The sequence below is a fragment of the Allobosea eneae genome (genome assembly GCF_042657265.1).
GTDB classification, from domain to species: domain Bacteria; phylum Pseudomonadota; class Alphaproteobacteria; order Rhizobiales; family Beijerinckiaceae; genus Allobosea; species Allobosea eneae.
Genome location: NZ_JBHSLW010000033.1, coordinates 1 through 24,429, shown reverse-complemented (window position 1 = coordinate 24,429; position 24,429 = coordinate 1). Strand labels below are relative to the sequence as shown.

Annotated in this window: 25 protein-coding genes; 21 read left to right on the top strand and 4 right to left on the bottom strand. The window is 67.4% G+C overall.

What is annotated here, in order from left to right; all coding sequences use genetic code 11:
- The first annotated feature begins 47 nt into the window (after positions 1-47).
- The 10 genes from ACFPOB_RS19430 to ACFPOB_RS19385 all read left to right on the top strand — a co-directional run bounded on the left by ACFPOB_RS19430 (position 48) and on the right by ACFPOB_RS19385 (position 9,273).
- Complete coding sequence (locus ACFPOB_RS19430; protein ID WP_092159791.1) at positions 48-614, top strand: NifU family protein; 567 nt, start codon at positions 48-50, stop codon at positions 612-614.
- 35 nt (positions 615-649) lie between these two features.
- Complete coding sequence (gene tsaB, locus ACFPOB_RS19425) at positions 650-1,333, top strand: tRNA (adenosine(37)-N6)-threonylcarbamoyltransferase complex dimerization subunit type 1 TsaB (RefSeq protein ID WP_377800021.1); 684 nt, start codon at positions 650-652, stop codon at positions 1,331-1,333.
- 120 nt (positions 1,334-1,453) lie between these two features.
- Positions 1,454-1,951 carry a GNAT family N-acetyltransferase gene (locus tag ACFPOB_RS19420; protein WP_377800020.1) on the top strand — a complete coding sequence of 166 codons (498 nt, stop codon included), beginning with the start codon at positions 1,454-1,456 and terminating at the stop codon, positions 1,949-1,951.
- A gap of 87 nt (positions 1,952-2,038) precedes the next feature.
- Positions 2,039-2,836 (top strand): lysophospholipid acyltransferase family protein, encoded by a 798-nt coding sequence (locus tag ACFPOB_RS19415; RefSeq protein ID WP_377800018.1) that lies wholly within the window; start codon positions 2,039-2,041, stop codon positions 2,834-2,836.
- Positions 2,837-2,962: 126 nt separating this feature from the next.
- Positions 2,963-4,318 carry a tRNA (N6-isopentenyl adenosine(37)-C2)-methylthiotransferase MiaB gene (gene miaB, locus ACFPOB_RS19410; protein ID WP_377800017.1) on the top strand — a complete coding sequence of 452 codons (1,356 nt, stop codon included), beginning with the start codon at positions 2,963-2,965 and terminating at the stop codon, positions 4,316-4,318.
- A 91-nt stretch (positions 4,319-4,409) separates the two neighbouring features.
- Positions 4,410-5,567, top strand: a complete 1,158-nt coding sequence (locus tag ACFPOB_RS19405) for a PhoH family protein (protein ID WP_377800016.1) — start codon at positions 4,410-4,412, stop codon at positions 5,565-5,567.
- A gap of 116 nt (positions 5,568-5,683) precedes the next feature.
- Positions 5,684-6,163 (top strand): rRNA maturation RNase YbeY, encoded by a 480-nt coding sequence (gene ybeY, locus ACFPOB_RS19400; protein ID WP_377800015.1) that lies wholly within the window; start codon positions 5,684-5,686, stop codon positions 6,161-6,163.
- On the top strand, positions 6,160-7,155 hold the full coding sequence (locus tag ACFPOB_RS19395) for a hemolysin family protein (protein ID WP_377800014.1): 996 nt from the start codon (positions 6,160-6,162) through the stop codon (positions 7,153-7,155). The genes ybeY and ACFPOB_RS19395 overlap by 4 nt, the downstream gene beginning before the upstream one ends.
- Positions 7,152-8,750, top strand: a complete 1,599-nt coding sequence (gene lnt / locus ACFPOB_RS19390; RefSeq protein ID WP_377800012.1) for an apolipoprotein N-acyltransferase — start codon at positions 7,152-7,154, stop codon at positions 8,748-8,750. Before ACFPOB_RS19395 ends, lnt begins: the two co-directional genes overlap by 4 nt.
- 103 nt (positions 8,751-8,853) lie before the next feature.
- Positions 8,854-9,273: a helix-turn-helix domain-containing protein gene (locus ACFPOB_RS19385; protein WP_377800011.1), complete on the top strand. Its 420-nt coding sequence runs from the start codon at positions 8,854-8,856 to the stop codon at positions 9,271-9,273.
- A gap of 100 nt (positions 9,274-9,373) precedes the next feature.
- Here ACFPOB_RS19385 and ACFPOB_RS19380 read toward each other — a convergent pair whose 3' ends face one another.
- From ACFPOB_RS19380 to ACFPOB_RS19370, 3 genes are all read right to left on the bottom strand, one after another.
- The gene (locus ACFPOB_RS19380; RefSeq protein WP_377800010.1) at positions 9,374-9,661 is read right to left on the bottom strand and encodes a hypothetical protein; all 288 of its coding nucleotides are present in this window, start codon (positions 9,659-9,661) and stop codon (positions 9,374-9,376) included.
- The gene (locus tag ACFPOB_RS19375) at positions 9,654-10,298 is read right to left on the bottom strand and encodes an acyl-homoserine-lactone synthase (RefSeq protein ID WP_377800009.1); all 645 of its coding nucleotides are present in this window, start codon (positions 10,296-10,298) and stop codon (positions 9,654-9,656) included. The genes ACFPOB_RS19380 and ACFPOB_RS19375 overlap by 8 nt, the downstream gene beginning before the upstream one ends.
- 344 nt (positions 10,299-10,642) lie before the next feature.
- Positions 10,643-11,374 (bottom strand): autoinducer binding domain-containing protein, encoded by a 732-nt coding sequence (locus tag ACFPOB_RS19370; RefSeq protein WP_377800008.1) that lies wholly within the window; start codon positions 11,372-11,374, stop codon positions 10,643-10,645.
- Between the two features lie 144 nt (positions 11,375-11,518).
- On the opposite strand from ACFPOB_RS19370, the gene ACFPOB_RS19365 reads away from it, so the two are divergent.
- From ACFPOB_RS19365 to trmB, 3 genes are all read left to right on the top strand, one after another.
- Positions 11,519-11,932: a helix-turn-helix domain-containing protein gene (locus tag ACFPOB_RS19365; protein ID WP_377800007.1), complete on the top strand. Its 414-nt coding sequence runs from the start codon at positions 11,519-11,521 to the stop codon at positions 11,930-11,932.
- Positions 11,933-12,090: 158 nt separating this feature from the next.
- Positions 12,091-13,296, top strand: coding sequence for a methionine adenosyltransferase (metK, locus tag ACFPOB_RS19360; RefSeq protein WP_377800006.1), 1,206 nt, complete (start codon positions 12,091-12,093; stop codon positions 13,294-13,296).
- 82 nt (positions 13,297-13,378) lie between these two features.
- Positions 13,379-14,071 (top strand): tRNA (guanine(46)-N(7))-methyltransferase TrmB, encoded by a 693-nt coding sequence (trmB, locus tag ACFPOB_RS19355; RefSeq protein WP_377800005.1) that lies wholly within the window; start codon positions 13,379-13,381, stop codon positions 14,069-14,071.
- Here trmB and ACFPOB_RS19350 read toward each other — a convergent pair.
- Entirely contained in the window at positions 14,019-15,134 is a 1,116-nt protein-coding gene (locus ACFPOB_RS19350) for a DUF2336 domain-containing protein (RefSeq protein WP_377800004.1), read from the bottom strand. The genes trmB and ACFPOB_RS19350 overlap by 53 nt on opposite strands.
- Positions 15,135-15,374: 240 nt before the next feature.
- On the opposite strand from ACFPOB_RS19350, the gene rimP reads away from it, so the two are divergent.
- The 8 genes from rimP to ACFPOB_RS19310 form a co-directional block, all read left to right on the top strand.
- A complete protein-coding gene (gene rimP / locus ACFPOB_RS19345; protein ID WP_377800003.1) occupies positions 15,375-16,085 on the top strand; it encodes a ribosome maturation factor RimP in 711 nt (236 codons plus the stop codon).
- Between the two features lie 5 nt (positions 16,086-16,090).
- Positions 16,091-17,686: a transcription termination factor NusA gene (gene nusA, locus ACFPOB_RS19340; RefSeq protein WP_377800002.1), complete on the top strand. Its 1,596-nt coding sequence runs from the start codon at positions 16,091-16,093 to the stop codon at positions 17,684-17,686.
- 17 nt (positions 17,687-17,703) lie between these two features.
- A complete protein-coding gene (locus tag ACFPOB_RS19335; protein WP_377800001.1) occupies positions 17,704-18,393 on the top strand; it encodes an RNA-binding protein in 690 nt (229 codons plus the stop codon).
- Complete coding sequence (gene infB / locus ACFPOB_RS19330; RefSeq protein ID WP_377800000.1) at positions 18,390-21,227, top strand: translation initiation factor IF-2; 2,838 nt, start codon at positions 18,390-18,392, stop codon at positions 21,225-21,227. The genes ACFPOB_RS19335 and infB overlap by 4 nt, the downstream gene beginning before the upstream one ends.
- Before the next feature lie 100 nt (positions 21,228-21,327).
- Positions 21,328-21,774 carry a hypothetical protein gene (locus tag ACFPOB_RS19325; protein WP_377799999.1) on the top strand — a complete coding sequence of 149 codons (447 nt, stop codon included), beginning with the start codon at positions 21,328-21,330 and terminating at the stop codon, positions 21,772-21,774.
- On the top strand, positions 21,767-22,213 hold the full coding sequence (gene rbfA, locus ACFPOB_RS19320) for a 30S ribosome-binding factor RbfA (RefSeq protein ID WP_377799998.1): 447 nt from the start codon (positions 21,767-21,769) through the stop codon (positions 22,211-22,213). The genes ACFPOB_RS19325 and rbfA overlap by 8 nt, the downstream gene beginning before the upstream one ends.
- Entirely contained in the window at positions 22,200-23,141 is a 942-nt protein-coding gene (gene truB, locus ACFPOB_RS19315) for a tRNA pseudouridine(55) synthase TruB (RefSeq protein WP_377799997.1), read from the top strand. Before rbfA ends, truB begins: the two co-directional genes overlap by 14 nt.
- A gap of 161 nt (positions 23,142-23,302) precedes the next feature.
- Positions 23,303-24,429 (top strand): methyl-accepting chemotaxis protein (locus ACFPOB_RS19310; RefSeq protein WP_377799996.1); only part of this gene is annotated, 1,127 nt, incomplete at its 3' end.

Sequence of the window (24,429 nt, the reverse complement as noted above, 5' to 3'; positions counted from 1 at the left end):
GGGACCAGGAACGGCGGCCTTGACCCGCCGGCGCCGGAGACAAAGCCATGTTCATCCAGACCGAAGCCACGCCCAACCCCGCCACCCTGAAGTTCCTGCCCGGACGCAGCGTCTCGCCGCAAGGACCGATCGAATTGCGCGACCCCGCTCTGGCCGAGCGCTCGCCGCTCGCCACCCGCCTGTTCGGCGTCAAGGGCGTCTCGGCCGTGTTCTTCGGCTCGGACTTCATCACCGTGACCAAGGCCGAGGGCGAATGGCCGCACCTCAAGCCCGCCATCCTCGGCGCGATCATGGAACATTACATGTCGGGTGCGCCGCTGATGAGCGATGGCGCCCCGGTCGACGAGCTCGCCGAGAGCGAGGACGAGTTCTTCGCTGAGGAAGACGCCGCGACGGTCGACACGATCAAGGAGCTGCTCGAGACCCGCATCCGCCCGGCGGTGGCCGGCGATGGCGGCGACATCACCTTCCGCGGCTACAAGGACGGCACGGTCTATCTCGCGATGAAGGGTTCCTGCTCGGGCTGCCCGTCCTCGACCGCGACGCTGAAGCACGGCATCCAGAACCTTCTGCGCCATTTCCTGCCGCAGGTGCGCGAGGTCGAGGCGGTTTGATCGCCGCCCGCATCGCAGACCGGACCTAAGCCCCGATGCGCATTCTCGCGATAGACACCGCGCTCGGCGCCTGCTCGGCTTGCGTGCTCGACAGCAGCGAGCCCATTCCCTTCGCGATCGAGCAGACCGCGATGGAGCGCGGCCATGCCGAGGCGCTGATGCCGATGATCGAGCGCGTCATGGCCAAGGTCGAGGGCGGCTTCTCCTCGCTTGACCGCGTCGCCGTGACCATCGGCCCCGGCAGCTATACCGGCCTGCGCGTCGGCATCAGCGCGGCCCGGGCGATCGCGCTCGCCGCCGGCATTCCCGCCATCGGCGTCTCGACGCTGGCCGCCAGCGCCGCGCCCTTCATCGGCCGCGAGGGCGGGCGCGTCGTCGCCGCCGCGGTCGATGCCAAGCATGGCCAGGTCTGGTTCCAGGCCCTGAACGCGCAGGGCAAGCAGCTCGTCTCGGTCCGCCAGGTCAACCATCGCGACGCTGCCCGCGCCATCGGCGCCGGCCCGGTCTCGCTGGTTGGTTCGGCCGCGCTCGCCGTCGCCAACGAGGCCTGGTCGATCGGCCTCGACGCGCTCGTCGTCGACGACGCCAAGGCGCCGGACGTGGTCTGGGTGGCGCGGCTCGGCATGATCGCCGACCCCGACAGCGCGCCGCCGCGCCCGCTCTATCTCAAGGCGCCGGAAACGACGCCGCAGGACCGCGCCCGGCTGCCGCGCCGCTAGAGCAGGATGCGAAAAGTGGGAACCGGTTTTTCGCAGATATCCTGCTCTAAACTCTTAGAAGCGATCACGTTTTATGATTTTGGATCGAACCGATCCAAAATCATCGTGATCTAACCGGCGATGGACTGGTTCCGATCCCTGTTCCAGCGCCGGCCGAAGACGGGCCGCGCCGGCCCGCTCGACGTCCGCCATGCCCGCCAGGTCGCGGCCCTGCATCACCAGGGCGGCTTCGCGCGGCTATGGGAGCCCGGCGAATGCGCGGCCCTACTCGCCGACCGGGCCGTCGTGGCCGAGGGTGTGTTCATCGGCAGCGCCAGCGAGCCCTGCGGCTTCGTGATGTCGCGACTGGCTGCCGACGAGGCGGAAATCCTGAGCATCGTTGTCGCCGGCGGGAAGCGCCGGTCCGGGCTCGGGCAGACGCTGCTGTCAGCCCATCTCGCGCAATTGGCGGCGCGCGGCACGGCACGGCTCTTCCTCGAGGTCGAGGAGGGCAATGCGCCGGCAATCGCGCTCTACCGGCGGCTCGGCTTCGAGACCGTCGGGCGGCGCGAGGGCTACTATCCGAAGCCCGACGGAACCCGAGCCGCAGCGCTGGTGATGCGGCGCGATCTCGCTTGAACCGAGCGACGTAGACGCCTGCGACAAGCCCGATTATAGCCGGGATCGCAAAACCGGGGCGCCAACTCAGAGAATGAACGGCCCAGCATGAAAGGCCTCCGTCCCGGCGCCATGGCGCGGCTCGCGCTGCTCGTCCTCGGCACGCTCGTCCTGATCCCGCCTCAGCTCGTCGCGATGCGTTTCGGGCGGCCGTTCTATTTCACACGGCTGTTCCAGAAGCTGGTCTGCCGCAGCTTCGGCGTGCGAATCACCGCTCGGGGCGAGGCTCCCCGGCGGGGAGAGGGCGGGCTGATCGTCGCCAACCACATCTCCTGGCTCGACATCCCCGTCATCGGCACGACGGGGCCGCTCTCCTTCGTCGCCAAGGCCGAGGTCGCGACCTGGCCAGTGATCGGCTGGCTCTCGACGCTGCAGCGCACCGTCTTCATCGATCGGATGCGGCGCGGCGCCACCGCGGGCGTCGCCAGCGAGATGGGCAAGCGTCTGCAGAACGGGCAATCGGTGGTGCTCTTCGCCGAAGGCACGACCGGCGACGGCACGCGTATCGTGCCGCTGCGCTCTTCCTTGCTCGGCGCCGCTCACGAAGCCGTGCGCGGCGCGGACGAGTCCGAGACAACGGTCTATCCGCTCTGCATCACCTATACCGGCTTCCACGGCCTGCGCGGCGGGCGGGCCGAGCGCTCGGCGCTGGCCTGGTATGGCGACACCGAACTCGCGCCGCATTTGCAGGCGATGATCAATTCCGGCGCCATCGACGTCGAGCTCGCCTGGGGCGAGCCGATCCGGATGGGCCGCAAACTCTCGCGCAAGGAGGCGACGCGCCTCGCCGAGATCTCGATCCGGCGCGCAAGGCAGGAGGCCGTCACCGGCCGGTCACGCGGCTGAGCCAGATTCGCGTCGGCTGCGGAGTGTTGCGGCCCGGATATTGCGTGGCGACTGCTGGCGGCGATATGATTCCCATCCATGGGGCGTTTGGGATAAGGAGACGCGGTTGAGGCCGGATCAGCGTTGATGAAGAAAGTCCACATCAAGTCCTATGGCTGCCAGATGAACGTCTATGACGGCCAGCGCATGGCCGACGTCCTCGGCCAGCAGGGCTATGTCGAGACTGCGACGCCTGACGACGCCGACCTCATCCTGCTCAACACCTGCCATATCCGCGAGCGTGCAGCGCACAAGGTCTATACCGAGCTCGGCAAGCTGCGGGACCTGAAGCGCGAGCGCCAGGCGGACGGGCGCGAGACCACGCTGGTCGTCGCCGGCTGCGTCGCTCAGGCGGAGGGCGCCGAGATCCAGCGGCGCCAGCCGGCCGTCGACCTCGTCATCGGCCCGCAGACCTATCACCGCCTGCCGGAACTGCTCGCCCAGACGAAGCGCGGCCGCGTCGTCGACACCGAATTGCCGCCCGAGGACAAGTTCGGCCATCTGCCGGCACCGAAGCCCGCGGCGATCCTCGCCCGCGGCGTCTCGGCCTTCGTTACCGTGCAGGAGGGCTGCGACAAGTTCTGCGCCTTCTGCGTCGTGCCCTATACGCGCGGCGCCGAATTCTCGCGCTCGGTCGCGCAGGTGATCGCCGAGGTCGAGCGGCTGGCCGAAGCCGGCGTGCAGGACGTCTCGCTGCTCGGCCAGAACGTCAACGCCTATCACGGCGAGGGGCCGGATGGCCGGGTCTGGACCCTGGCGCAATTGATGCACCGGATCGCCGAGGTGCCGGGCATAGCCCGCATCCGCTACACCACGAGTCACCCGCGCGACATGGACGATGAGCTGATCGCAGCCCATCGCGACCTGCCGCAGGTGATGCCGTTCCTGCATCTGCCGGTGCAGGCCGGATCGGATCGCATCCTCTCGGCGATGAACCGCAAGCACACTGGCGACGAATATCGCCGGCTGATCGACCGGATCCGCGCCGCGCGACCCGACATCGCGTTGTCCTCGGACTTCATCGTCGGCTTCCCAGGCGAGAGCGATGCCGATTTCGAGGAGACGCTGCGGCTGATCGCCGATATCCGCTTCGCCTCGGCCTATTCGTTCAAATATTCGCCGCGCCCCGGCACGCCGGCCGCCGAGCTCTCCGAGCAGGTCCCGCTCGCGGTGATGGACGAGCGGCTCCATCGGCTGCAGGCCCTGGTCGAGCAGCACCGGCAGGAGTTCAATCACGCCATGGTGGGGCGCACCGTCGAGGTGCTGCTCGAGCGGACCGGCCGGCATCCCGGCCAGCTCGCCGGCAAGACGCCCTATATGCAGGCGGTCCAGATCGAGAGCGCGACGCACCGGATCGGCGATCGCGTCCTGGCCCTGATCGAGCGCGCCGGCTCGAATTCGCTGTTCGGCCGCGCGGTGGAGCAGCCGGATCTGGCCGCCTGAAGGCGGTTGGGGTGCGTAGCGTCAAGATGGCGTCGGCGTTGTGGTGAAGGTTTTTTGACTGCGCCTGTCCGACTCATTCCCAGTGGAGACAATGGCATTGGCCCAGGCCGATCAATTCAATCCGAGAGCCGAGCGCGGCGGCCGCCGCGACGAGGCGCTGACGCGCGACGGCCTGCCCGGCGCGGAAGTCGAACTCACCTTCGACAACAACCAGACCGCCAGCCTGGTCTTCGGTCATTACGACCAGAACCTGGCGCATCTGGAGCGGCGTCTCGGCGTCGTCGTCGCCCCGAACGGCAACCATGTCACCATCAAGGGCCCGCGCGAGACCGCCGAGCAGGCGAGCCGCGTCTTGCGCACGCTCTATGCCCGCGCCAAGACCGGCGCCGCCGTCAATCTCGGCGAGGTCGACGGCGCGATCGAAGAGAGCAATGCGCAGCGCTCGCTCTTCCCCTCCGACAATGCCGGCAAGGCCGCCTTCGACGCGATCGTCACACGCAAGCGCGGCCCGGTCCGGGCCCGCAATGCAGCGCAGGACGCATACCTCCGCCAGCTCAAGCGCCATGAACTCGTCCTTGCCGAAGGCCCGGCCGGCACCGGCAAGACCTGGCTCGCGGTCGGCCATGCCGTCTCGCTGATCGAGCAGGGCGTGGTCGAGCGCATGGTGCTGTCGCGCCCGGCGGTCGAGGCCGGCGAGCGCCTGGGCTTCCTGCCCGGCGACATGCGCGAGAAGGTCGATCCGTATCTGCGGCCGATCTACGACGCGCTCAACGACTTCATGGAGGCGCGCCATGTCGAGCGCGCTTTGCAGACCGGCATGATCGAGATCGCGCCGCTCGCCTTCATGCGCGGGCGAACGCTGAGCAATGCCGTGGTCCTGCTCGACGAAGCGCAGAACGCCACCTCCGTGCAGATGAAGATGTTCCTCACTCGCCTGGGCGAGGGCTCGCGCATGATCATTACCGGCGACCCCTCGCAGATCGACCTGCCGCCGGGCCAGCGCTCCGGCCTAGTCGAGGCGGTCCGGCTGCTCTCGGGCGTCGAGGGCGTCGGCCATGCCCGCTTCGAGGAGGGCGACGTCGTCCGCCACGCGCTCGTGCGCCGCATCGTCATGGCCTATGAGGACGCCTCGCGAAAGGAGCGCGACGAGCGCGAGGCGCGGCTTGCCGCCCTGCCGGCGCCGGATCAGCCGGTCGAGGGCGATGCCGACGGGCTAAAGCGCATGCTGTCGCGGGAGCGGCCGCGATGACCGACCGACCTCGTTCGCGGCGCCCAGCGCCGCGAACCGAAACTCCGGAGCCCGACCCAAGCGGGCCCACGCTCGATATCCGCATACAATCGCGGAAATGGCGCGAGATCGAGGATTTGCGACCGCGCATCCTCGCCGCCGTCGACGCCGGACTGGCGCTGGCGCCTGTCAAGCCGCTGCCCGGCGCCGAGCTCAGCCTGCTGCTCACCGACGACAAGCGCATTCGCATCGTCAACCGCGACTGGCGCGGCTTCGACAAGGCGACCAATGTCCTGTCCTTCCCGGCCGCGCCGCCCGAGAAGATCGGCTTGAGCCCGGTCGTCGGCGATATCGTGCTCGCCTTCGAGACAATCGTCCGGGAGGCGCAGGCCGAAGAGAAATCCGTCGGCGATCATCTCAGCCATCTCGTGATCCACGGCCTGCTGCACCTCGTCGGCGAGGATCACGAGACCGAGGACCAGGCGCAGCGCATGGAAGCGCTGGAGACCGCGGCGCTCGCCCGGCTCGGCATCGCCGATCCCTATGCCGGCTCGGAGCCGGAACCCATGCAGCCCCGCCCCGCGGCCAAGACCAAGAAGCCCCAGCCAGCGTCATGAGCGACGACACACGAGCTACCTCATCGTCGGAACCATCAGGCCGCGGCCTGTCGCACTGGCTCGGCCAGTTCCTCGACCGGCTCGGCCTGCGCCATGGCGGCTCGATCCGCGAGGACATCACCGAGGCGCTGGCGCAGGATGGCGGCGGGGTCACCGACCTTTCCCCGCAAGAGCGGGCGATGCTCTCAAACGTATTGAGCCTGCGCGAGCGCCGCGTCGCCGACGTGATGGTGCCGCGCGCCGACGTCATCGCGGTCTCCTCGGAGGCGACGCTCGGCGACCTGCTCGCCCTGTTTCGCACCGCCGGCCATTCGCGCCTGCCTGTTTATGGCGAATCGCTCGACGATCCCCGCGGCATGATCCACATCCGCGACTTCCTCGACTTCATCGCCGCCCGGGCCAAGCCGGGCCGGAAGCTGCGCGGCGAAAGCGAGGCTGGTGCCGGGCCGAGCCTTGGCGCCATCGACCTCTCGATGACGCTGGCCCAATCCAAGATTCTGCGGCCGGTGCTCTATGTGCCGCCCTCCATGCCGGCGGTCGACCTTCTCGTCCGGATGCAGGCGACGCGCACCCATATCGCCCTGGTGATCGACGAATATGGCGGCACCGATGGGCTGATCTCAATCGAGGACCTGGTCGAGATCGTCGTCGGCGACATCGAGGACGAGCATGATCTCGACGAAGCCCCTGCGATCGCTCCAGCCGGCGAGAACCGCTATATCGCCGATGCCCGCGCCACGCTCGACGAGTTGAAGGAAGCCACGGGAATCGACCTGTCGAGCGCCGAGGTCGCCGAGGAGGTCGATACGCTCGGCGGGCTGATCGTGACGCTGGCCGGCCGGGTGCCGGTGCGCGGCGAATTGATCAAGGGGCCGGAGGACCTCGAATTCGAGGTGCTCGACGCCGATCCGCGCCGGGTGAAGCGCCTGCGCATCCATCGCCGCGTTCCCGCAGTGGCCGAGCAGCCGCCAGCCGCGCCGGACGCCGCATGACCAAGCTGTCGGTGCTGGCCGACCGCGTCATCCTCGCTTGGGGCTGGCCGCGCCGGCTGATCGCTCTCTTGTGTGGCGCGAGCGGGGCGCTGGCGCTGGCGCCGCTCGACCTGTGGCCTCTGATGATCGTGCCGATGACCGTCGCGGTCTGGCTGATCGACGGCTCGGTCGCGGAAACCCGGCGCGGGCGCCTCTGGGCGGCTGCGAGCGCCGGCTGGTGGTGGGGCTTCGGCTATCATCTCGCCGGTTTGTGGTGGCTCGGCGCCGCCTTCCTGGTCGAGGCCGACAAGTTCGCCTGGGCGATGCCGCTCGGCGTCGTCGCGCTGCCCGCCTTCCTCGCCGTTTTCCCGGCCGCAGGCTTTGCCCTGGCGCGGGCGATCTGGCCCATGGGAGCAGGGCGCATTCTCGTCCTGGCCGCGGCGCTGGCACTGAGCGAATGGCTGCGCGGCCATGTCCTCACCGGCTTTCCCTGGAACATCTACGGCATGATGCTGGCCGCACCGAGCTGGCTGGCCCAGAGCGCCAGCCTGATCGGGCTCTATGGGCTGACCGCACTCGCGGTCGCGATCGGCGCCGCACCGGCCGTGCTATGCACTGGCGAAACCGATGCGGAACGCTGGCGGACACCCGTGTTCGCCGCCCTTCTGCTGGCGGGCATGGCCGGCTTCGGCGCCTGGCGCGTGCCGGCCGATCCGGTTCCGGCGGTGAATGGGGTCAAATTGCGGCTGATGCAGCCGAACCTGCCGCAGGACGCCAAGTTCAGCCCACGCAACAGCGAGATGATCCTGTCGCACTACCTGACGCTGAGCGATCGGGCGACCGGCCCGGCGACCTCAGGCGTGCAGGATGTGACCCATCTGATCTGGCCGGAATCAGCCTTCCCCTTCCTGCTCGGGCGCACGCCGCAGGCGCTGGCGCGGATCGCCGCCCTGCTGCCGCCAAACACGACGCTGATCACCGGCGCCGCACGCGCCGGCGAGACGCTGCCCGGCGAGAGCCGGCCGCCGATCTACAATTCGGTCCAAGTCGTCAACGACGAGGGCGTGATCACCGGCAGCTACGACAAGGTCCATCTCGTTCCCTTCGGCGAATACCTGCCGCCCTTTCTCGATCGGCTGATCCGCGCCGTCGGCCTGTCGGAGTTCGTCTCGGTTCCCGGCGGTTTCGATTCGGGCAATCGACGTACCCCCCTGCCGATCCGCGGCCTGCCGCCCGCGGCGGCGCTGATCTGCTACGAGGTGATCTTCCCGGGTGCGGCGATCCCGAGCGGCCCTCGGCCGGGCTTCATGCTGAACCTCACCAATGACGGCTGGTTCGGCCAGACCAGCGGTCCCTACCAGCACCTCGCCCAAGCGCGCCTGCGTGCGATCGAGGAAGGCCTGCCGCTGGTGCGCGTCGCCAATACCGGCATCTCGGGGGTCGTCGACCATTACGGTCGAATCCGTGCGGCGCTGCCGCTCGGCGAAACGGGCGTGCTCGACACGACGCTCCCCCGCGCCGGTGCGGAGACGCCCTATTCCCGCTTCGGCGACCTTTTCTTTGCGGGTGTAGTTGCCAGCCTATTGCTCGCTGGAGTAATGATGCGACAACGGTGATCCCATTTGGAACTTTCTTACGGGGCGACCGCCAAACAGCCGGTTGGACCGGGCCTTCGGGCCGTCGACGGTCTGAACGGAAAGAAAAAGGGGACCGGCCAACATGCTGAAAAAAGTACCAAACCCGATAGATCGTCATGTCGGCAGCCGTGTCCGCATGCGCCGCATGCTCGCCGGCGTCAGCCAGGAGAAACTGGGCGAGGCACTCGGCCTCACCTTCCAGCAGGTCCAGAAATACGAGAAGGGCACCAATCGGATCAGCGCGAGCCGCCTGCAGCAGATTTCCAAGATGCTGGGCGTGCCCGTCGCCTTCTTCTTCGACGGCGCCCCGACCGACGACACGCTCGGGAACGGCTTCGCCGAAGCACCGGCCACGACCTATGTCGCCGACTTCCTCGCCACGAGCGAAGGCGTGCAACTGACCAAGGCATTCGTCCGGATCAAGAGCCCGCGCGTGCGCCGCCGCATCGTCGATCTCGTCGAGTCGCTCGGCGACGCCCCGATCGATACCATCGAGCAGTGATTTACTGAATCGCCGGCCTCGCGCGCGGGCCATCGTCTTTCCGGGACTTCGCGCGGCGAAGGGTCCGGAAAGACAGTGCGATTCCCTGGATGGCGTTGGCTCAGTGCAGAGCCGGCGCCACGTCCTGGGTCAGCACGAGCGTGCTCCGGTTGAGCCGCTGCAACTGCGGGCTGGGATTCACCAACAGGAAGTCCCTGAGCTTCACCTGGTCAGGCTCCGACATGGAGAGAATCTGGATCGCGAGCCAGAGTTCATCCGGCAGGTCCATGCGATAGGCGACATCCACCAATTCCTGGTGCACCGGCTGGTTGCGCAAGAGGTTGGTGAGCAGGCCCAGCGCATATTCGATCTTGTCCCGGCTGCTGCCGGTATCATGCTGGCTAGCCATGCGAGATCCTCCGCTCGCCCGGGGCCCTGCTTGCAGCGCGGCGCGGCAGGATGACGGGCCCTTCGATATCCTTGAAGGCGAGAGTGCGGCGATAAGCTCTCTCACTCACGGTGATGATCGTGCCAACGCAGTTCATGCCGTCGATCATCGTCGGCAGGCCGAGCGGACGGACCTCCCAGCCCAGCTCCAGAAAGCGCGGCATCCACCAGGTTTCCATCACGACGGTGATCGCCGCGATGTTCTGGGCCAGACAATGCTCGAACATGCCGGCCAGGACCGTATGCAGGACTTTGCTGTCGCTGCCACGCCGCTCCGGAACGACGAAGATCCGCGTCCATTCGACAATGTCGCTGCCGCGCTGGATGCCGCGAACATCGGCCAGGAACGGGAAAACGTCCGACATCAAATGGGGAGATGTCGTCGGAACAAGCCGCGTGCCGCCGATCACACGCCCGTTTTCGAGCGCCAGCAGATAGCTTGCATCCTCATTGTCGAACTGATCGACCTCGCGACCATCGGGTCGCTCGAGTGCCATCCATTTTCGCTCGCCGACATAGATCTGGTGCCGGATCCGGAAATGCTGCTCCAGTTCGGCGCCGTAGAGGTGCCGGTTTTCGGCATCGATAACATGAATCATCGCCGCTTCCCCCCTCGCTCAACGGAGGAAAGCTGGCTCCTTTCGGGTTTCATGGATATTCCGGAATTCCGGAAGATGCGGTCGATTTCGGTCGCCTTCGAACGGCTGTTCCTAGCGCAGAAGGATCCGGCCTCGACGGGACACGCACGGAGAGGTTGGCACGCGATGCGATGCCGCAGTCGGTGGTTTCACTCACCGCAACCGGCATGGCGGCCCTTGTTCCAAGGCCGCTGACATCTCTTCTAGAGCCATTTCGCAATTCCTCGAATCGCGTAAATGTCCTAGGTCCTTGTTTTATCGGATTCGCTCCAAGCGAACCGGCATCCACTTCGCTCGAAAATGCTCTAGATGCTGATCTCGCCGCGGCGATAGGCCTCGATGACCGTCCGCGTGCGGCCTCTGACGCCGAGCTTCCTGGCGGCGTTCTCGAAATGCGCCTCCGCCGTCCCAGCCGCTACGCCCAGGCGCTCCGCCACGCCTTCGGTCGTCTTGCCGATCGCGAACCAGGTCAGAACTTCGCGCTCGCGCACAGTGAGGACATGTTCACGGCGAACCGGCCGCAAACAATCGGCCGCCTTGCCATGGGCATAGATCGACATGAGGTGGATGGCCGAGCGGGCCTGGCGCGACAGGTCCGGCCGGTCGCCGGCCATGGTGACCACCGCCTGGAAACCCGACTCGCCATGAATCGGCACGCAGAAGCCGTCGATCATGGCGAAATCGCGGGCCCGGTGCATCACCTCGCGCTGTCGGGCGGAGGCATTGTCGTCGCTGTAGACATCGGCCCAGGCGAAAGGATCGATCGTCGTCTTGCAGTGAGCCGCGATCGGATCCCAGTCCGAGAACGACTTCTCCAGATAAAGTTCGAACCAGCCCGGCGGCCAGCCGTTCAGGAGCACGAGCGGGTCGATCCGATCACCGATCTCCGGCAGCCCGGTAACCAGGAAGGCATGGAAGCCGTAACTCGCGAGCTGGTCGCGCAGGGCAGTGATAATGGCGGTCGGATCGGAGAGCGCGCTCAGCCGATCGATGAACTCGAGCGCGTCGCGTCCCGCATTGAAATGTCGTCCCGACATGTCGCCTTCCCTGACCGCGCCAGTTTCGACGCGGAGCGGTCAAGAATCAACGCATACCAATGCACACTAATCCATTCTTCCTTGCCGCCGCAGGTAGACGAAAGACTCGAAGTGCGGTTCAGTGCGACGCGAGGTGAGCGGCCCATGCTGAAGAAACTCCCGAATCCGATCGATCGCCACGTCGGCAGCCGCGTACGAATGCAGCGCATGCTGGCTGGTATCAGTCAGGAGAAACTCGGCGAAGCGCTCGGACTGACCTTCCAGCAGGTTCAGAAATACGAGAAGGGCACCAATAGAATCAGTGCCAGCCGCCTGCAGCAGATCGCCAAGATGCTGGGCGTCCCCGTTGCCTTCTTCTTCGAAGGCGCGCCGGCTGGCGAAGCCGTCACCGGCGGCTTCACCGACGCGACAGCGACGGCCTATGTCGCCGACTTTCTCGCAACCAGCGAGGGTGTGCAGTTATCGAAGGCATTCGTGCGGATCAAGAGCTCGCGGGTGCGTCGACGGGTCATCGATCTCGTTGAAGCCCTAGCCGACGAACCCAGCGAAACCGCCTGATTTCCGCTCGCAAACGTTCGAATTAACGAACGATCTATCGGCGGAACGGATTTCTGGCCTTGACGGCGAACGTTTCCGCTGCAAAAGACGCTGCGCTTTTTTCCGCGCGCAGGCGACCTGCCCGCGCCGCTTTCGCAGCCTGGGAAGGATCCCCGACCGTGTCCCGCCAGAACTATCTCTTCACCAGCGAATCCGTTTCCGAAGGCCATCCCGACAAGGTCTGCGACCGGATTTCGGACGAGATCGTCGATCTGTTCTTCAAGGAGGCGATCAAGGCCGGCCATGACCCGGCGCAGGTGCGCGTCGCCGCCGAGACGCTCGCGACCACCAACCGCATCGTCGTCGCCGGCGAGGTCCGCACCCATCTCGACGAGAAGCAGATCAAGTCGAAGGTGAAGTCGGCGGCGCGCAAGGCGGTCCGCGCCATCGGCTACGAGCAGGACGGCTTCCACTGGAAGAAGGCCAAGATCGACGTGCTGCTGCATCCGCAGTCGGCCGACATCGCGATGGGCGTCGACGAAGGCAGCAACAAGGATGTCGGCGCAGGCGATCAGGGCATCATGTTCGGCTATGCCTGCCGCGAGACGCCGGAGCTGATGGCGGCGCCGATCTATTATGCCCACAAGATCCTGGAAGTCCTGGCCAAGGCCCGCCATGCCGGCGAAGGCGCCGCCGCCAAGCTCGGCCCCGACGCCAAGAGCCAGGTCACGGTCAAGTACGAGAACGGCAAGCCGGTCGGCGTCACCCAGATCGTGCTCTCGACCCAGCATCTCGACGAGACGCTGTCTTCGGCCGATGTCCGCAAGATCGTCGAGCCTTATATCCGTCAGACCCTGCCCGATGGCTGGATCTCGAAGGACACCGTCTGGCACGTCAACCCGACCGGCAAGTTCGTGATCGGCGGCCCCGATGGCGACGCCGGCCTGACCGGCCGCAAGATCATCGTCGACACCTATGGCGGCGCGGCGCCCCATGGCGGCGGCGCCTTCTCGGGCAAGGACCCGACCAAGGTCGACCGCTCGGCCGCCTATGCGGCGCGCTATCTCGCGAAGAACGTCGTCGCCGCCAAGCTGGCCGACCGCTGCACGATCCAGCTCTCCTACGCCATCGGCGTCGCCAAGCCGCTGTCGATCTATGTCGATCTGCACGGCACCGGCAAGGTCGACGAGGCCAAGCTCGAGGGCGTGCTCGGCGAGGTCATGGACCTGACGCCGCGCGGCATCCGCACGCATCTGGGCCTTAACAAGCCGATCTACGCCAAGTCGGCGGCCTATGGCCATTTCGGCCGCAAGGCCGGCCGGGACGGCAGCTTCTCCTGGGAGAAGACCGATCTGGTCGATGCCCTGAAGAAGGCGGTCGCCTGATCAGCGTCATGATCATCTGAACGAAGGCCGGGGCGCTGCCCCGGCCTTTTTCTTTTCGGGCGCGCGCCGTAAAGGCATCCCCATGACCGACCAGCACGATTCCGAACGGGCCTTCTTCGGCCGCCGCAAGGGCAAGGGCCTGCGCCAGGGCCAGGCCGAGCGCATCGCCGAGACCTTGCCGGCGCTGCGCCTGCCCGAGGGCGCGATCGCGGATCTGAAAACGCTTTTCCCCATCCCGGTCGAGGCGGTCAGGCTCGAAATCGGCTTCGGCGGCGGCGAGCATCTGCTGGCGCGCATGCGCGAGAGCCCGCAGATCGGCTTCATCGGCGTCGAGCCCTTCATCAACGGCATGGCCAAGTTCCTGGCCGTGATCGAGCAGGAAGGCCTGCGCAATATCAGGCTCTGGGACGGCGATGCCGCGCTGCTCCTGCCACAGCTCCCCGCGGGCAGCATCGACGCGGCCGATCTGCTCTATCCGGATCCGTGGCCAAAACGCCGCCAGCGCAAGCGCCGCTTCGTCTCGGAACGGACGCTCGCCCTGCTCGCCAGGGTGCTGCGGCCGGGCGGGCGCTTCCGCTTCGCCAGCGATATCGACGACTATGTCGGCTGGACGTTGGCGCGCCTTCTCGCCTCGCCCGATTTCGACTGGGTCGACGAGAACGCGGACGACTGGCGCCAGCCCTATCCGGGTTGGGTCCGCACCCGCTACGAGGCCAAGGCCGTCAAAGCCGGGCGGGTGCCGAGCTATCTGACTGCGCGCCGTCGCGCATCCTGAGGAAGCCGAGCACGCGCTGCGCCGTCATCGGCGTCAGGTTGCGGAAGCTCTGCTTCGCCCGCTCCAGCACCGGTGCCGACTTGCCATCGCCCTTGCGCAGGCCGATCAGCGCCCTCGCCGTCTCCCACGACCAGCCCATGCCGCGCGCGACCAGCAGGACCGCATCGCGATCGGGCCCGAAGACGATCTGCTCGGTCGCCGGCAGGGTCAGGCGCGCCAAAGTGGCGACGCCGCAGATGGCATGCTCGACCGCGCCGGAGACCGCGTATTGCGCGACCACGGATTCGTCGAGCTTGCCGGCCTCGTCCAGGGCCTTGACGTCCGCCAGCGCCTTGCCGAACCGGCCGAGCTCGTCGCCGATGGTCGTCTGGGCCGAGACGGCTTCGGCACCCCGCTCGACCGCGCCGGCGACGGCACCCATCAGGGACGGCTCCAGCGAGGCTTCGAGCCGGCGGCGAGCCGAGCTCTTGGCGGCGGCGAGCAATTGCTCGGCGAGATCGGCCGGAATGTCGGCGCGGGTGCCGAGCGTCGCCTGCAGGGCGTCGTCCTGGGCGGCACGCATGACGAGCACGCCCATGCCATGGCGGGAGAAGCGCGCGGTCTGGTTGGCCGCGACGGCATGGGTCACGACGCGCCCGCCGCGCAGGATCAGGAAATCGGTGACCGGCTCGCCGAGGCCCGGCCGCTCGGTGATGGCGAGCATGTGATCGCGCCCCTTGGCGGCGGCGATGGCGACGAGGTCATGATCGCCGAGACGGGGCGAAGCGATGAGGACCGGCCGCGCGACCGCGATCTCGTCGAGGGCGAGCTGGCGGACGACGCCGCTCGGCGCATTCGGGACGGGGGCGAGCCGCTCGGCCAGCTCGATGCGCGCCCGCATCTCGATCGCACGAGCCAGGCGCCCGATCACCACGTCGAAAACGCCGACCTGGTCCTCGCCCATATCGTTTGCCGTGGCGAGGAAGAGATCGGTCAGCCGCGACAGGATGACGGCGCGTTCGTCGATCGAGCCGCGTGCCATCGTCGTCTCGAGATCGCGCAGCAGCGCACCGACAGGACTCATCACGCAACCTCACACACAACCATCTCCCCATCCTAGCAACGAAGAATGACCAGCGCGTTAGCGTGATCGTCGAAATCGAGGACAGGCTTGCAAGATCGCGGAAACGGGACTAGATAGCGGCCAACAGCTCTGGTTTCGGTGTATGCCGCCGATCAAGAGCGGGCCCGCCGGCCCGCTCTTTTTTGTTGGCCGAACCCTCCACGAGCCCAAGTCACGCCGGGAGACGGGCGAGCCACACGGATGGTCGAGCAGAACAATCACGATCAGGAGGCGCGGCAAGAAGCGCGGATCGTCGTCGAGAGCGGCGTTGCGGCGCGCGTCGCGGCGATCATCGAGCCCGCGATCGTCGATCTCGGCTACCGGCTGGTGCGCGTGCGCGTCACCGGCCAGAACGGCTGTACCGTCCAGATCATGGCAGAGCTCCCGGACGGCACCATGACCGTCGAGGGCTGCGAGGCGGTGAGCCAGGCGGTGTCGCCGGCGCTAGACGTCGACGATCCGATCCAGGCGGCGTATCATCTTGAGGTGTCGTCGCCGGGCATCGACCGGCCGCTGGTCCGACCCAGCGATTTCGCGCGCTGGGCCGGTCACCTGACCAAGATCGAGACCAGCGAGCCCTTCGCCGGGCGCAAGCGGTTCCGCGGCATCTTGCGTGGCGCCGATGGGACCGACGCTCTGCTGTCGCGTGACGACGCAAAGGCGGACGAGGATCGCGACGTCGCGATCCCGATGCGCCTGATCGCCGAGGCGCGGCTGGTGCTGACCGATGCGCTGGTCACCGAATCGCTCCGGCGCGGCAAGTCCGGTCTGCCGCCGGAAATGCCGCCCGCCGACGAGATCGCCCAGCCCGCGCCCGGGCGCGGCAAGTCGCTCGGCCCCCGTGATCCCAAGGCCCGCAAGCCGGGCAAGGGTCATAAGGGGCCGGTGCAGAACACAGAAGAAGAGGAGTGAGCGCCATGGCCGTCAGCGCCAACCGGCTCGAGCTGTTGCAGATCGCCGACGCCGTCGCCCGCGAAAAGTCGATCGACCGGCAGATCGTGATCGACGCGATGCAGGACGCGATCGCCAAGGCGGCGCGCTCGCGCTACGGCGCCGAGACCGACGTCCATGCCGAGATCAACCCGAAATCGGGTGAGCTTCGGCTGGCGCGCCATCTCCAGGTGGTCGACCTCGTCGAGAACGGCGCCGTCGAGATCACCGTCGACGAGGCCAAGCGCCACAACCCGGCCGCTCAGGTCGGCGACGTCATCGCCGATCCGCTGCCGCCCTTCGATTTCGGCCGTATCGCGGCCCAGTCGGCCAAGCAGGTCATCGTGCAGAAGGTGCGCGAGGCCGAGCGCGACCGGCAATATGACGAATACAAGGACCGCATCGGCGAGATCGTCAACGGCGCGGTCAAACGCGTCGAATACGGCAACGTCTTCGTCGACCTCGGCCGCGGCGAGGCGATCATCCGCCGCGACGAGATGATCCCGCGCGAGACCTTCAAGGTCGGCGACCGCGCCCGCGCCTATGTCTACGACGTGCGCCGCGAGCCGCGCGGCCCGCAGATCTTCCTGTCGCGCACCCATCCCCAGTTCATGGCCAAGCTGTTCGGTCAGGAAGTGCCGGAGATCTATGACGGGATCGTCGAGGTGAAGGCCGTCGCCCGCGATCCGGGCTCGCGCGCCAAGATCGCGGTGATCTCGCGCGATTCCTCGATCGATCCGGTCGGTGCCTGCGTCGGCATGCGCGGCTCGCGCGTGCAGGCCGTGGTCGGCGAGCTCCAGGGCGAGAAGATCGACATTATCCCGTGGTCGCCGGATGTCGCGACCTTCGTCGTCAACGCCCTGCAGCCGGCCGAGGTCGCCAAGGTCGTGCTCGACGAGGAAGCCGACAAGATCGAGGTCGTGGTGCCGGACGAGCAGCTCTCGCTCGCCATCGGCCGCCGCGGCCAGAATGTCCGTCTGGCCTCGCAGCTCACCGGCTGGGACATCGACATCCTGACCGAGCAGGAAGAATCGGAGCGCCGCCAGAAGGAGTTCGTGCAGCGCACCGAGCTGTTCATGAACGCCCTCAACGTCGACGAGACCGTCGGCCAGCTCCTCGCCTCGGAAGGCTTCCGCTCGGTCGAGGAGGTCGCCTATGTCGAGCCGAGCGAGCTCTCGTCGATCGAGGGCTTCGACGAGGACACCGCCGCCGAGATTCAGAGCCGCGCCCAGGAGCATCTGGCCGCGGTCGAGGCCGAGCTCGACGACAAGCGCAAGGCGCTCGGCGTCGAGGACGAGCTGCGCGAGGTCGAAGGCGTCACCACCGCGATGATGGTCGCGCTCGGCGAAAACGACGTGAAGAGCGTCGAGGACCTCGCCGGCTGCGCCACCGACGACCTGGTCGGCTGGACCGAGCGCAAGGATGGCGAGACCACCCGTCATTCCGGCTATCTCGACGGCTTCGACCTGTCGCGCCAGGATGCCGAGGCGATCGTGATGGCGGCCCGCGTCAAGGCGGGCTGGATCGAGGCGCCGGAGCCGGAAGCCGAGGCCGAGGCCGAAGCCGAGGAGTCGCAGGCCTGAGTTCGGAGCCGCGCAAGATGAGCCGGCGCGCCGAGCGCGAGGGTCCCGAGCGGACCTGCGTGGTGACGCGCCAGGGCCGGGCGCCGGAGGACCTGGTCCGCTTCGTGGTCGGCCCCGGCGAGGTGCTGGTGCCGGACATCCGGCGCAAGCTGCCGGGGCGCGGGGTCTGGGTTTCGCTCAGTGCTGACGCGGTCCGCGAGGCGGTGAAGCGGCGCGCTTTCGAGCGCTCGCTGAAGACGAAGGTCACGGTGTCGCCGGAGCTTCCGGCCGAGGTCGACGCCCTGCTGGCGCGGGACGCGGTCCAGGCGCTGGCGATGGCGAACAAGGCCGGACTGGTCGTCAGCGGCTTCGCCAAGGTCGAGGCGCTTGCACAGGCCGGGCGCGCGGCGGCGGTGATCGCCGCCAGCGACGGCGCCGAGGACGGCAAACGCAAGATCGGCCAGGCGCTGCGGCGGGCGCCTATGCCGAAAGAGATACCGGTCGTGACGAATTTCGCCGCGGCTGAACTGGAACTGGCGCTGGGGCGTGAGCATGTGATACATGCAGCGCTTGCTCCGGGTCCGGCGACTGAGGGTTTCCTCGCGCGCTGGCGTCGGCTCATCCGTTTTCGGATGAACGATGCTGGCGAGACGGCGTTCATCGACCCGGCTGAATCCGACTTACGCGACCAGACGAAGACCGAACCGGCAGGACCGACAGCGGAATGAGTGATACCAAGACCCCCGGCGACAAGACCTTGAGCGTGACGCCTCCCAAGACGTTGTCGCTGAAGCGCCCTGTCGAACAGAGCACGGTTCGGCAGAGCTTCTCGCATGGGCGTTCGAAGCAGGTCGTCGTCGAGGTCAAGCGCCGCGTCGCCCACGAACCCGCCGCGGCGCCCGTAGCGCCCCGCCCGCCCCAGGCACCGCAAGCCCCTGCAGCGCCGCAGGCTCCCCGGCCGCCGCAGCCAGCGCCAGCGGCCAACCGGCCGTCGGGCGGCATGCTCTTGCGGACGCTCTCGGATGACGAGAAGGATGCGCGCCAGCGCGCCCTCTCCGACGCCCGCGCGACCGAGGCCGAGGCTCGCGCCCGCGCCGAGGAGGAGGCACGCCAGCGCGCCGCCCGCGAAGCTCGCGAGCGGGCGGAGCGCGAGGCTGCCCAGGCCCGCCAGCGCGAAGAGGAAGACCGTCGCCGTCAGGAGGACGAGCATAAGCGCCGCGCCGAGAGCGCCGCACGCCAGCGCATGAGCGAGGAGACCGCCCCGCCGCGTCCGGCCGCGCCGCCGCGCGAGGCCGCGCCGACAGGCTCGACGCAGCAGCAACCTTACGCCCAGCAGCCGCGCCCAACGCCGTCAGGCCCGCGCGATTCGCGCGATTATGGTTCGCCGCGCCCTCCGGCGCGCGATGTCGGCGCCCGTCCGCCGCGGCTCGATTTCCGTCCACCGCGCTCGGATGCGCCACGCGGCCCCCGCCCTGACCCGAATGCGACCGCCGAGCCAGTCGTCGCCCGGCCGACCCGCCAGGCGCCATCCGCCGGCGCCCCGCGCAGCCGTCCCGATGATGGCGATGCGCGTCCCGCCTTCCGCCGTCCCGGCGGAGCGCCTGGCGCTCCCCGCGGCGCACCGGCTCCGGCTCCGAAAACTCCGAAGGTCGGCGAGAAGCCGCGTGGCCGCCTGACGCTGTCGACCGCCACCGGCGGAGACGACGAGCGGACCCGCTCGCTCGCCTCCTTCCGCCGCCGCGTGCAGCGCATGACCGGTCATCGCGCCTCGGATGTCGCCAAGGAGCGCGTGATGCGCGAGGTGATCATCCCGGAGACGATTACCATCCAGGAACTCGCCAACCGCATGACCGAGCGCGGCGTCGACGTCATCCGCCTGCTGATGAAGCAGGGCGCGATGCACAAGATCACCGACGTGATCGACGCCGACACCGCCCAGCTCGTCGCCGAGGAAATGGGCCATACCGTCAAGCGCGTCGCCGAATCGGACGTCGAGGAGGGCCTGTTCGACACGCCGGACACCGACGAGACCCTGGTCTCGCGGCCCCCGGTCGTGACGATCATGGGCCATGTCGACCACGGCAAGACCTCGCTGCTCGACGCGATCCGCAAGACCCATGTCGTTTCCGGCGAAGCCGGTGGCATCACCCAGCATATCGGCGCCTATCAGGTGACGACGCCGGCGGGCGCCAAGGTGACCTTCATCGACACGCCCGGCCACGCCGCCTTCACGGCGATGCGTGCCCGCGGCGCCAAGGTGACGGACATTGTCGTGCTGGTGGTGGCGGCCGATGACGGCGTGATGCCGCAGACGGTCGAGGCCATCAACCACGCCAAGGCGGCGAAGGTGCCGCTGATCGTGGCGATCAACAAGATCGACAAGTCCGACGCCAATCCGGACCGGGTCCGCTCCGAGCTGCTGCAATATGAGATCCAGGTCGAGTCGCTCGGTGGCGAGACGCTGGAAATCGAGGTCTCGGCCAAGACCGGGCAGGGTCTGGACACGCTGCTCGACGCCATCGCGCTGCAGGCCGAAGTGCTCGACCTCAAGGCCAACCCCGACCGTGCCGCCGAAGGCACCGTGATCGAGGCCAAGCTCGACCGTGGCCGTGGGCCGGTTGCGACCGTCCTCGTCCAGCGCGGCACCCTGCGCACTGGCGACATCGTCGTCGCCGGCGCCGAATGGGGCCGCGTCCGCGCGCTGATCTCCGACACCGGCGCCCAGATCAAGGAAGCGGCGCCGTCGCTTCCGGTCGAGGTGCTCGGCTTCAACGGTACGCCAGAAGCCGGCGACCGCGTCGCGGTCGTCGAGTCGGAAGCGCGCGCGAGAGAGATCACCGACTACCGCGAGCGCCAGAAGCGCGACCGTCTCGCTGCCCGTGGCGCAGGCTCGGGCGCCGGCCGCTCGCTGGCCGAGATGATGCGCGAGCTCAAGGAAGGCGCCGGCCGCAAGGAATTCCCGCTCGTCGTCAAGGGCGACGTGCAGGGCTCGGTCGAGGCCATCGTCGGGTCGCTCGAGAAGGTTGGCAACGACGAGGTGCGCGCCCGCGTGCTCTCGTCCGGCGTCGGCGCGATCACCGAATCCGACGTCACCTTGGCTCAGGCCTCTGGCGCTGTGGTGATCGGCTTCAACGTCCGCGCCCACAAGGAAGCGCGCGAGGCGGCCGAACGGGCCGGCGTCGAGATCCGCTATTACAGCATCATCTACAACTTGATGGATGATGTGAAGGATGCGATGTCGGGCCTGCTGGCGCCGACCTTGCGCGAGACCATGCTCGGCAACGCGCAGATCCTCGAGATCTTCAACGTCTCGAAGGTCGGCAAGATCGCCGGCTGCCGCGTCACCGACGGCACGATCGAGCGCGGCGCCAATGTCCGCCTGATCCGGGACGGCGTCGTGGTCCACGAGGGCAAGCTCGCCCAGCTCAAGCGCTTCAAGGACGACGCCAAGGAAGTGGTCGCCGGCCAGGAATGCGGCATGTCCTTCGAGAACTACCAGGACATGCGCCAGGGCGATGTGATCGAGTGCTTCCGCGTCGAGGAGATCAAGCGCAGCCTCTGACCGGCGCGCTTCCTCCCGGATACCAACAAATGGCCGGGCTTTCGCCCGGCCATGACGTTTCAAACCCGTCCGTCCGGTCCGATCCCGGAGAACGAGAACCATGGCGAAGCGCGTCCCTATCCCGTTTTCAGCAGGCTCGGTCTTGCTCGTCGGCTTATGGCTGGTCGCGCAGATCACGCCCGTGCTGGCTGAAGTTTGCGACAAGGTCGTCGGCGAGGGATGGACACCAGACCAGGGTCCGGCAGGATTTTCGCTGCAAGCCAAGCTGTTTTGGTTTGCTGGACTGGGTGTAATCGCGATCTTGGCGAAACGCTCTTGGCTTTCAGGGGTTCTTTGCTGCCTCGCGATGCTTGGTCTGGTGCTTCTTTGGTTTGAAGATCCGGGAGAACCGATCTGGCAAGCCGCGATGCGAGAAGGCTGTGTTCGCCCGACCACGCTAGCGGATGTGATTCTGCAATCCATTGCTGTTGCTACTTTTGCCGCCCTTACGCTGTTCCAAGAGCGATTGGGGTCGGCTCCGACAAACAAGGCTGACGCCAATGGCTAAGGCAGTAAAATCAACCGGCCCCTCGCAGCGCCAACTCCGCGTCGGCGAACTGATCCGGCATGCGCTGGCTGAGATGCTGGCGCGCGGCGACATCCATGACGATGTGCTGGCTAAGCACGTGATCACCGTGCCGGAGGTCCGGCTCTCGCCCGATCTCAAGCTCGCGACCTGCTACATCATGCCGCTCGGCGGGCAGGACATCGCGCCGGTGCTGAAGGCGCTCGACGCCAACAAGCGCCATATCCGCGGCGAGATCGCCCATCGGGTGAACCTGAAATACGCCCCGGATGTCCGCTTCCGCCAGGATGAGAGCTTCGACGAGGCCGCCAGGATCGACGCCCTGCTCGATTCCGACGCCGTGCGCCGCGATACCGACCGCAAGCCGCTGCGCATCGACCAGGACTTTGACGAGCAAGACAAGACCCATGACGACGACTGACGATAACCGCCCGGCAGAGGCGGATGGCGGCCGGCCGCCGCGCCCGAAGAAGCGCGATGTGCATGGCTGGGTCGTACTCGACAAGCCGGTCGGAATGACCTCGACGCATGCGGTCGCCGTGGTGAAGCGCGCCTATGCCGCCAAGAAGGCCGGCCATGCCGGCACGCTCGATCCGCTCGCCTCCGGCCTGCTGCCGATCGCGCTCGGCGAGGCGACCAAGACGGTCCCTTTCGTGATGGACGGCCGCAAGGCCTATGAGTTCACCGTCGCCTGGGGTTCGCAGACCGATACCGACGACACCGAGGGCAAGGTCGTCGCGACCTCTGAAAAGCGGCCAGACGAAGCTTCGATCGCAGCGCTGCTGCCGCGCTTCACCGGCACGATCCAGCAGGTGCCGCCAAAATTCTCGGCGATCAAGATCGCTGGCGAGCGCGCGTATGATCTCGCGCGCGATGGCGAGGAGGTGACGCTGGAGGCGCGCCCGGTCGAGATCACCGCGCTGCGCATCGTCAGGCATGACGGCCCGACCACGACCTTCGAGGCCGAATGCGGCAAAGGCACCTATGTCCGCGCCATCGCCAGGGATCTCGGCCTGGCGCTCGGCTGCCTCGGCCATGTCGCGCATCTCAGGCGCACCCGCGTCGGTCCGTTCGCAGTGGCGGATGCGGCGACGGTGGAGCAGCTACGCAAAGCCGACGGCGCGGCGGAGGCGCTCCTGCCGGTCTCGGCGGCACTACAGCTGATCCCGGAGATCGTGGTGCATCGCGACGCCGCGCTCCGGCTTAAGCGCGGGCAGAGCGTGCTGCTGCGTGGCCGCGACGCCCCCTTGGAGGCCGATGCCGTCTATGCGGTGAGCGGCGGCGTGCTGATCGCCACCGGCTCGATCATGCAGGGCGAGTTCGTCCCACATCGGGTCTTCAACCTGTAGACGATCCGAAGCCGATAGTGCACGCAAAGGTTTGGGATTGGTTCAGAGTTTGCCCTGAAGCAGCCGAAAACGAGCGGTTTTCAGCTCGTTTAAAATGAAATTTACCAGTTTGCCGACCTCCTTGGCTGCCAGCCTGTCCCGGCAAATCCAAGGAGCCGCTCGTGAAGAAGCTCGCCTCGCTCTGGCTACCCATTTCGAACCGGCTCGCCATTCTCGGAGTCGTCATCGTCGCCGCTGCAGTGGCTGCTTCGATCATCCTGTCGATCCGCGCCGCCGACAGCGCTATGCGCGAGCGGGCGCAGGCCAGCCTTATCGTCAACAGCAACCTGCTGCGTGACGTCCTGACATCGAAGGGCGAACCGCGGCTCGACGGCGACAAGCTCTATTTCGGCTCCGAGCTGGTGAACGGCAACTTCGCCGCGGTCGACAAGGTCAAGGCGCTCTCCGGCGGCACCGCCACCGTGTTCATGGGCGACACCCGCGTCTCGACCAATGTGCAGAAGCCGGATGGCTCGCGCGCGGTCGGAACCAAGCTCGCGCAAGGCCCCGCCTATGATGCCGTCTTCAAGGAGCGCAGGACCTATTCCGGCGCCGCCGACATTCTCGGCGTGCCCTATTTCACGATCTATGAGCCGATCATTCAGAAGTCGAACAATGCGGTGATCGGCATCCTTTATGTCGGGATCAAGCAGGCGGATTTCCTCACCGTCATCGACGAGATGATCCGCAACAACGTCATCGCCGGCCTCTTGATCGCCCTGGTCGGCGGGGCGCTGCTGTTCTGGCTGACGCGCCGGATGCTGAAGCCGCTCGGCCAGCTCAAGGTCTCGATGCTGAAGCTCGCCGCCGGCGATCTCGCGAGCGAACCGCCCAAGATGCGCAGCGGCGACGAGGTCGCGGCGATGGCCGAGGCCGTCGCTGTCCTGCGCGAAGCTGCGATCGAGAAGGCGCGGCTGGAGACCGAGGCGGCCGAGCAGTCCGAGCGTAGCGACGCCGAACGCCGCAGCAACCAGGCCGAGCGCGAACGCACGGCCGAGCAACAGCGCGAGCACGCGCGCCAGCAGGAAGCGATCGTCCGCGCCCTCGCCGCTGGTCTGGAGCGTCTCGCCCAGGCCGATCTTACCTGTCGGCTCGAAGACGCTTTTCCGGCGGAGTACGAGCAGCTCCGGGCCGATTTCAACGAAGCTGTCGACCGTCTCTCCGCCACGGTCTCGACCATCCAGCTGACCGCTTCGGAGGTCGGCATCGCCGCCCGAGAAATCAACACGGGCGCGGACGACCTTTCGAA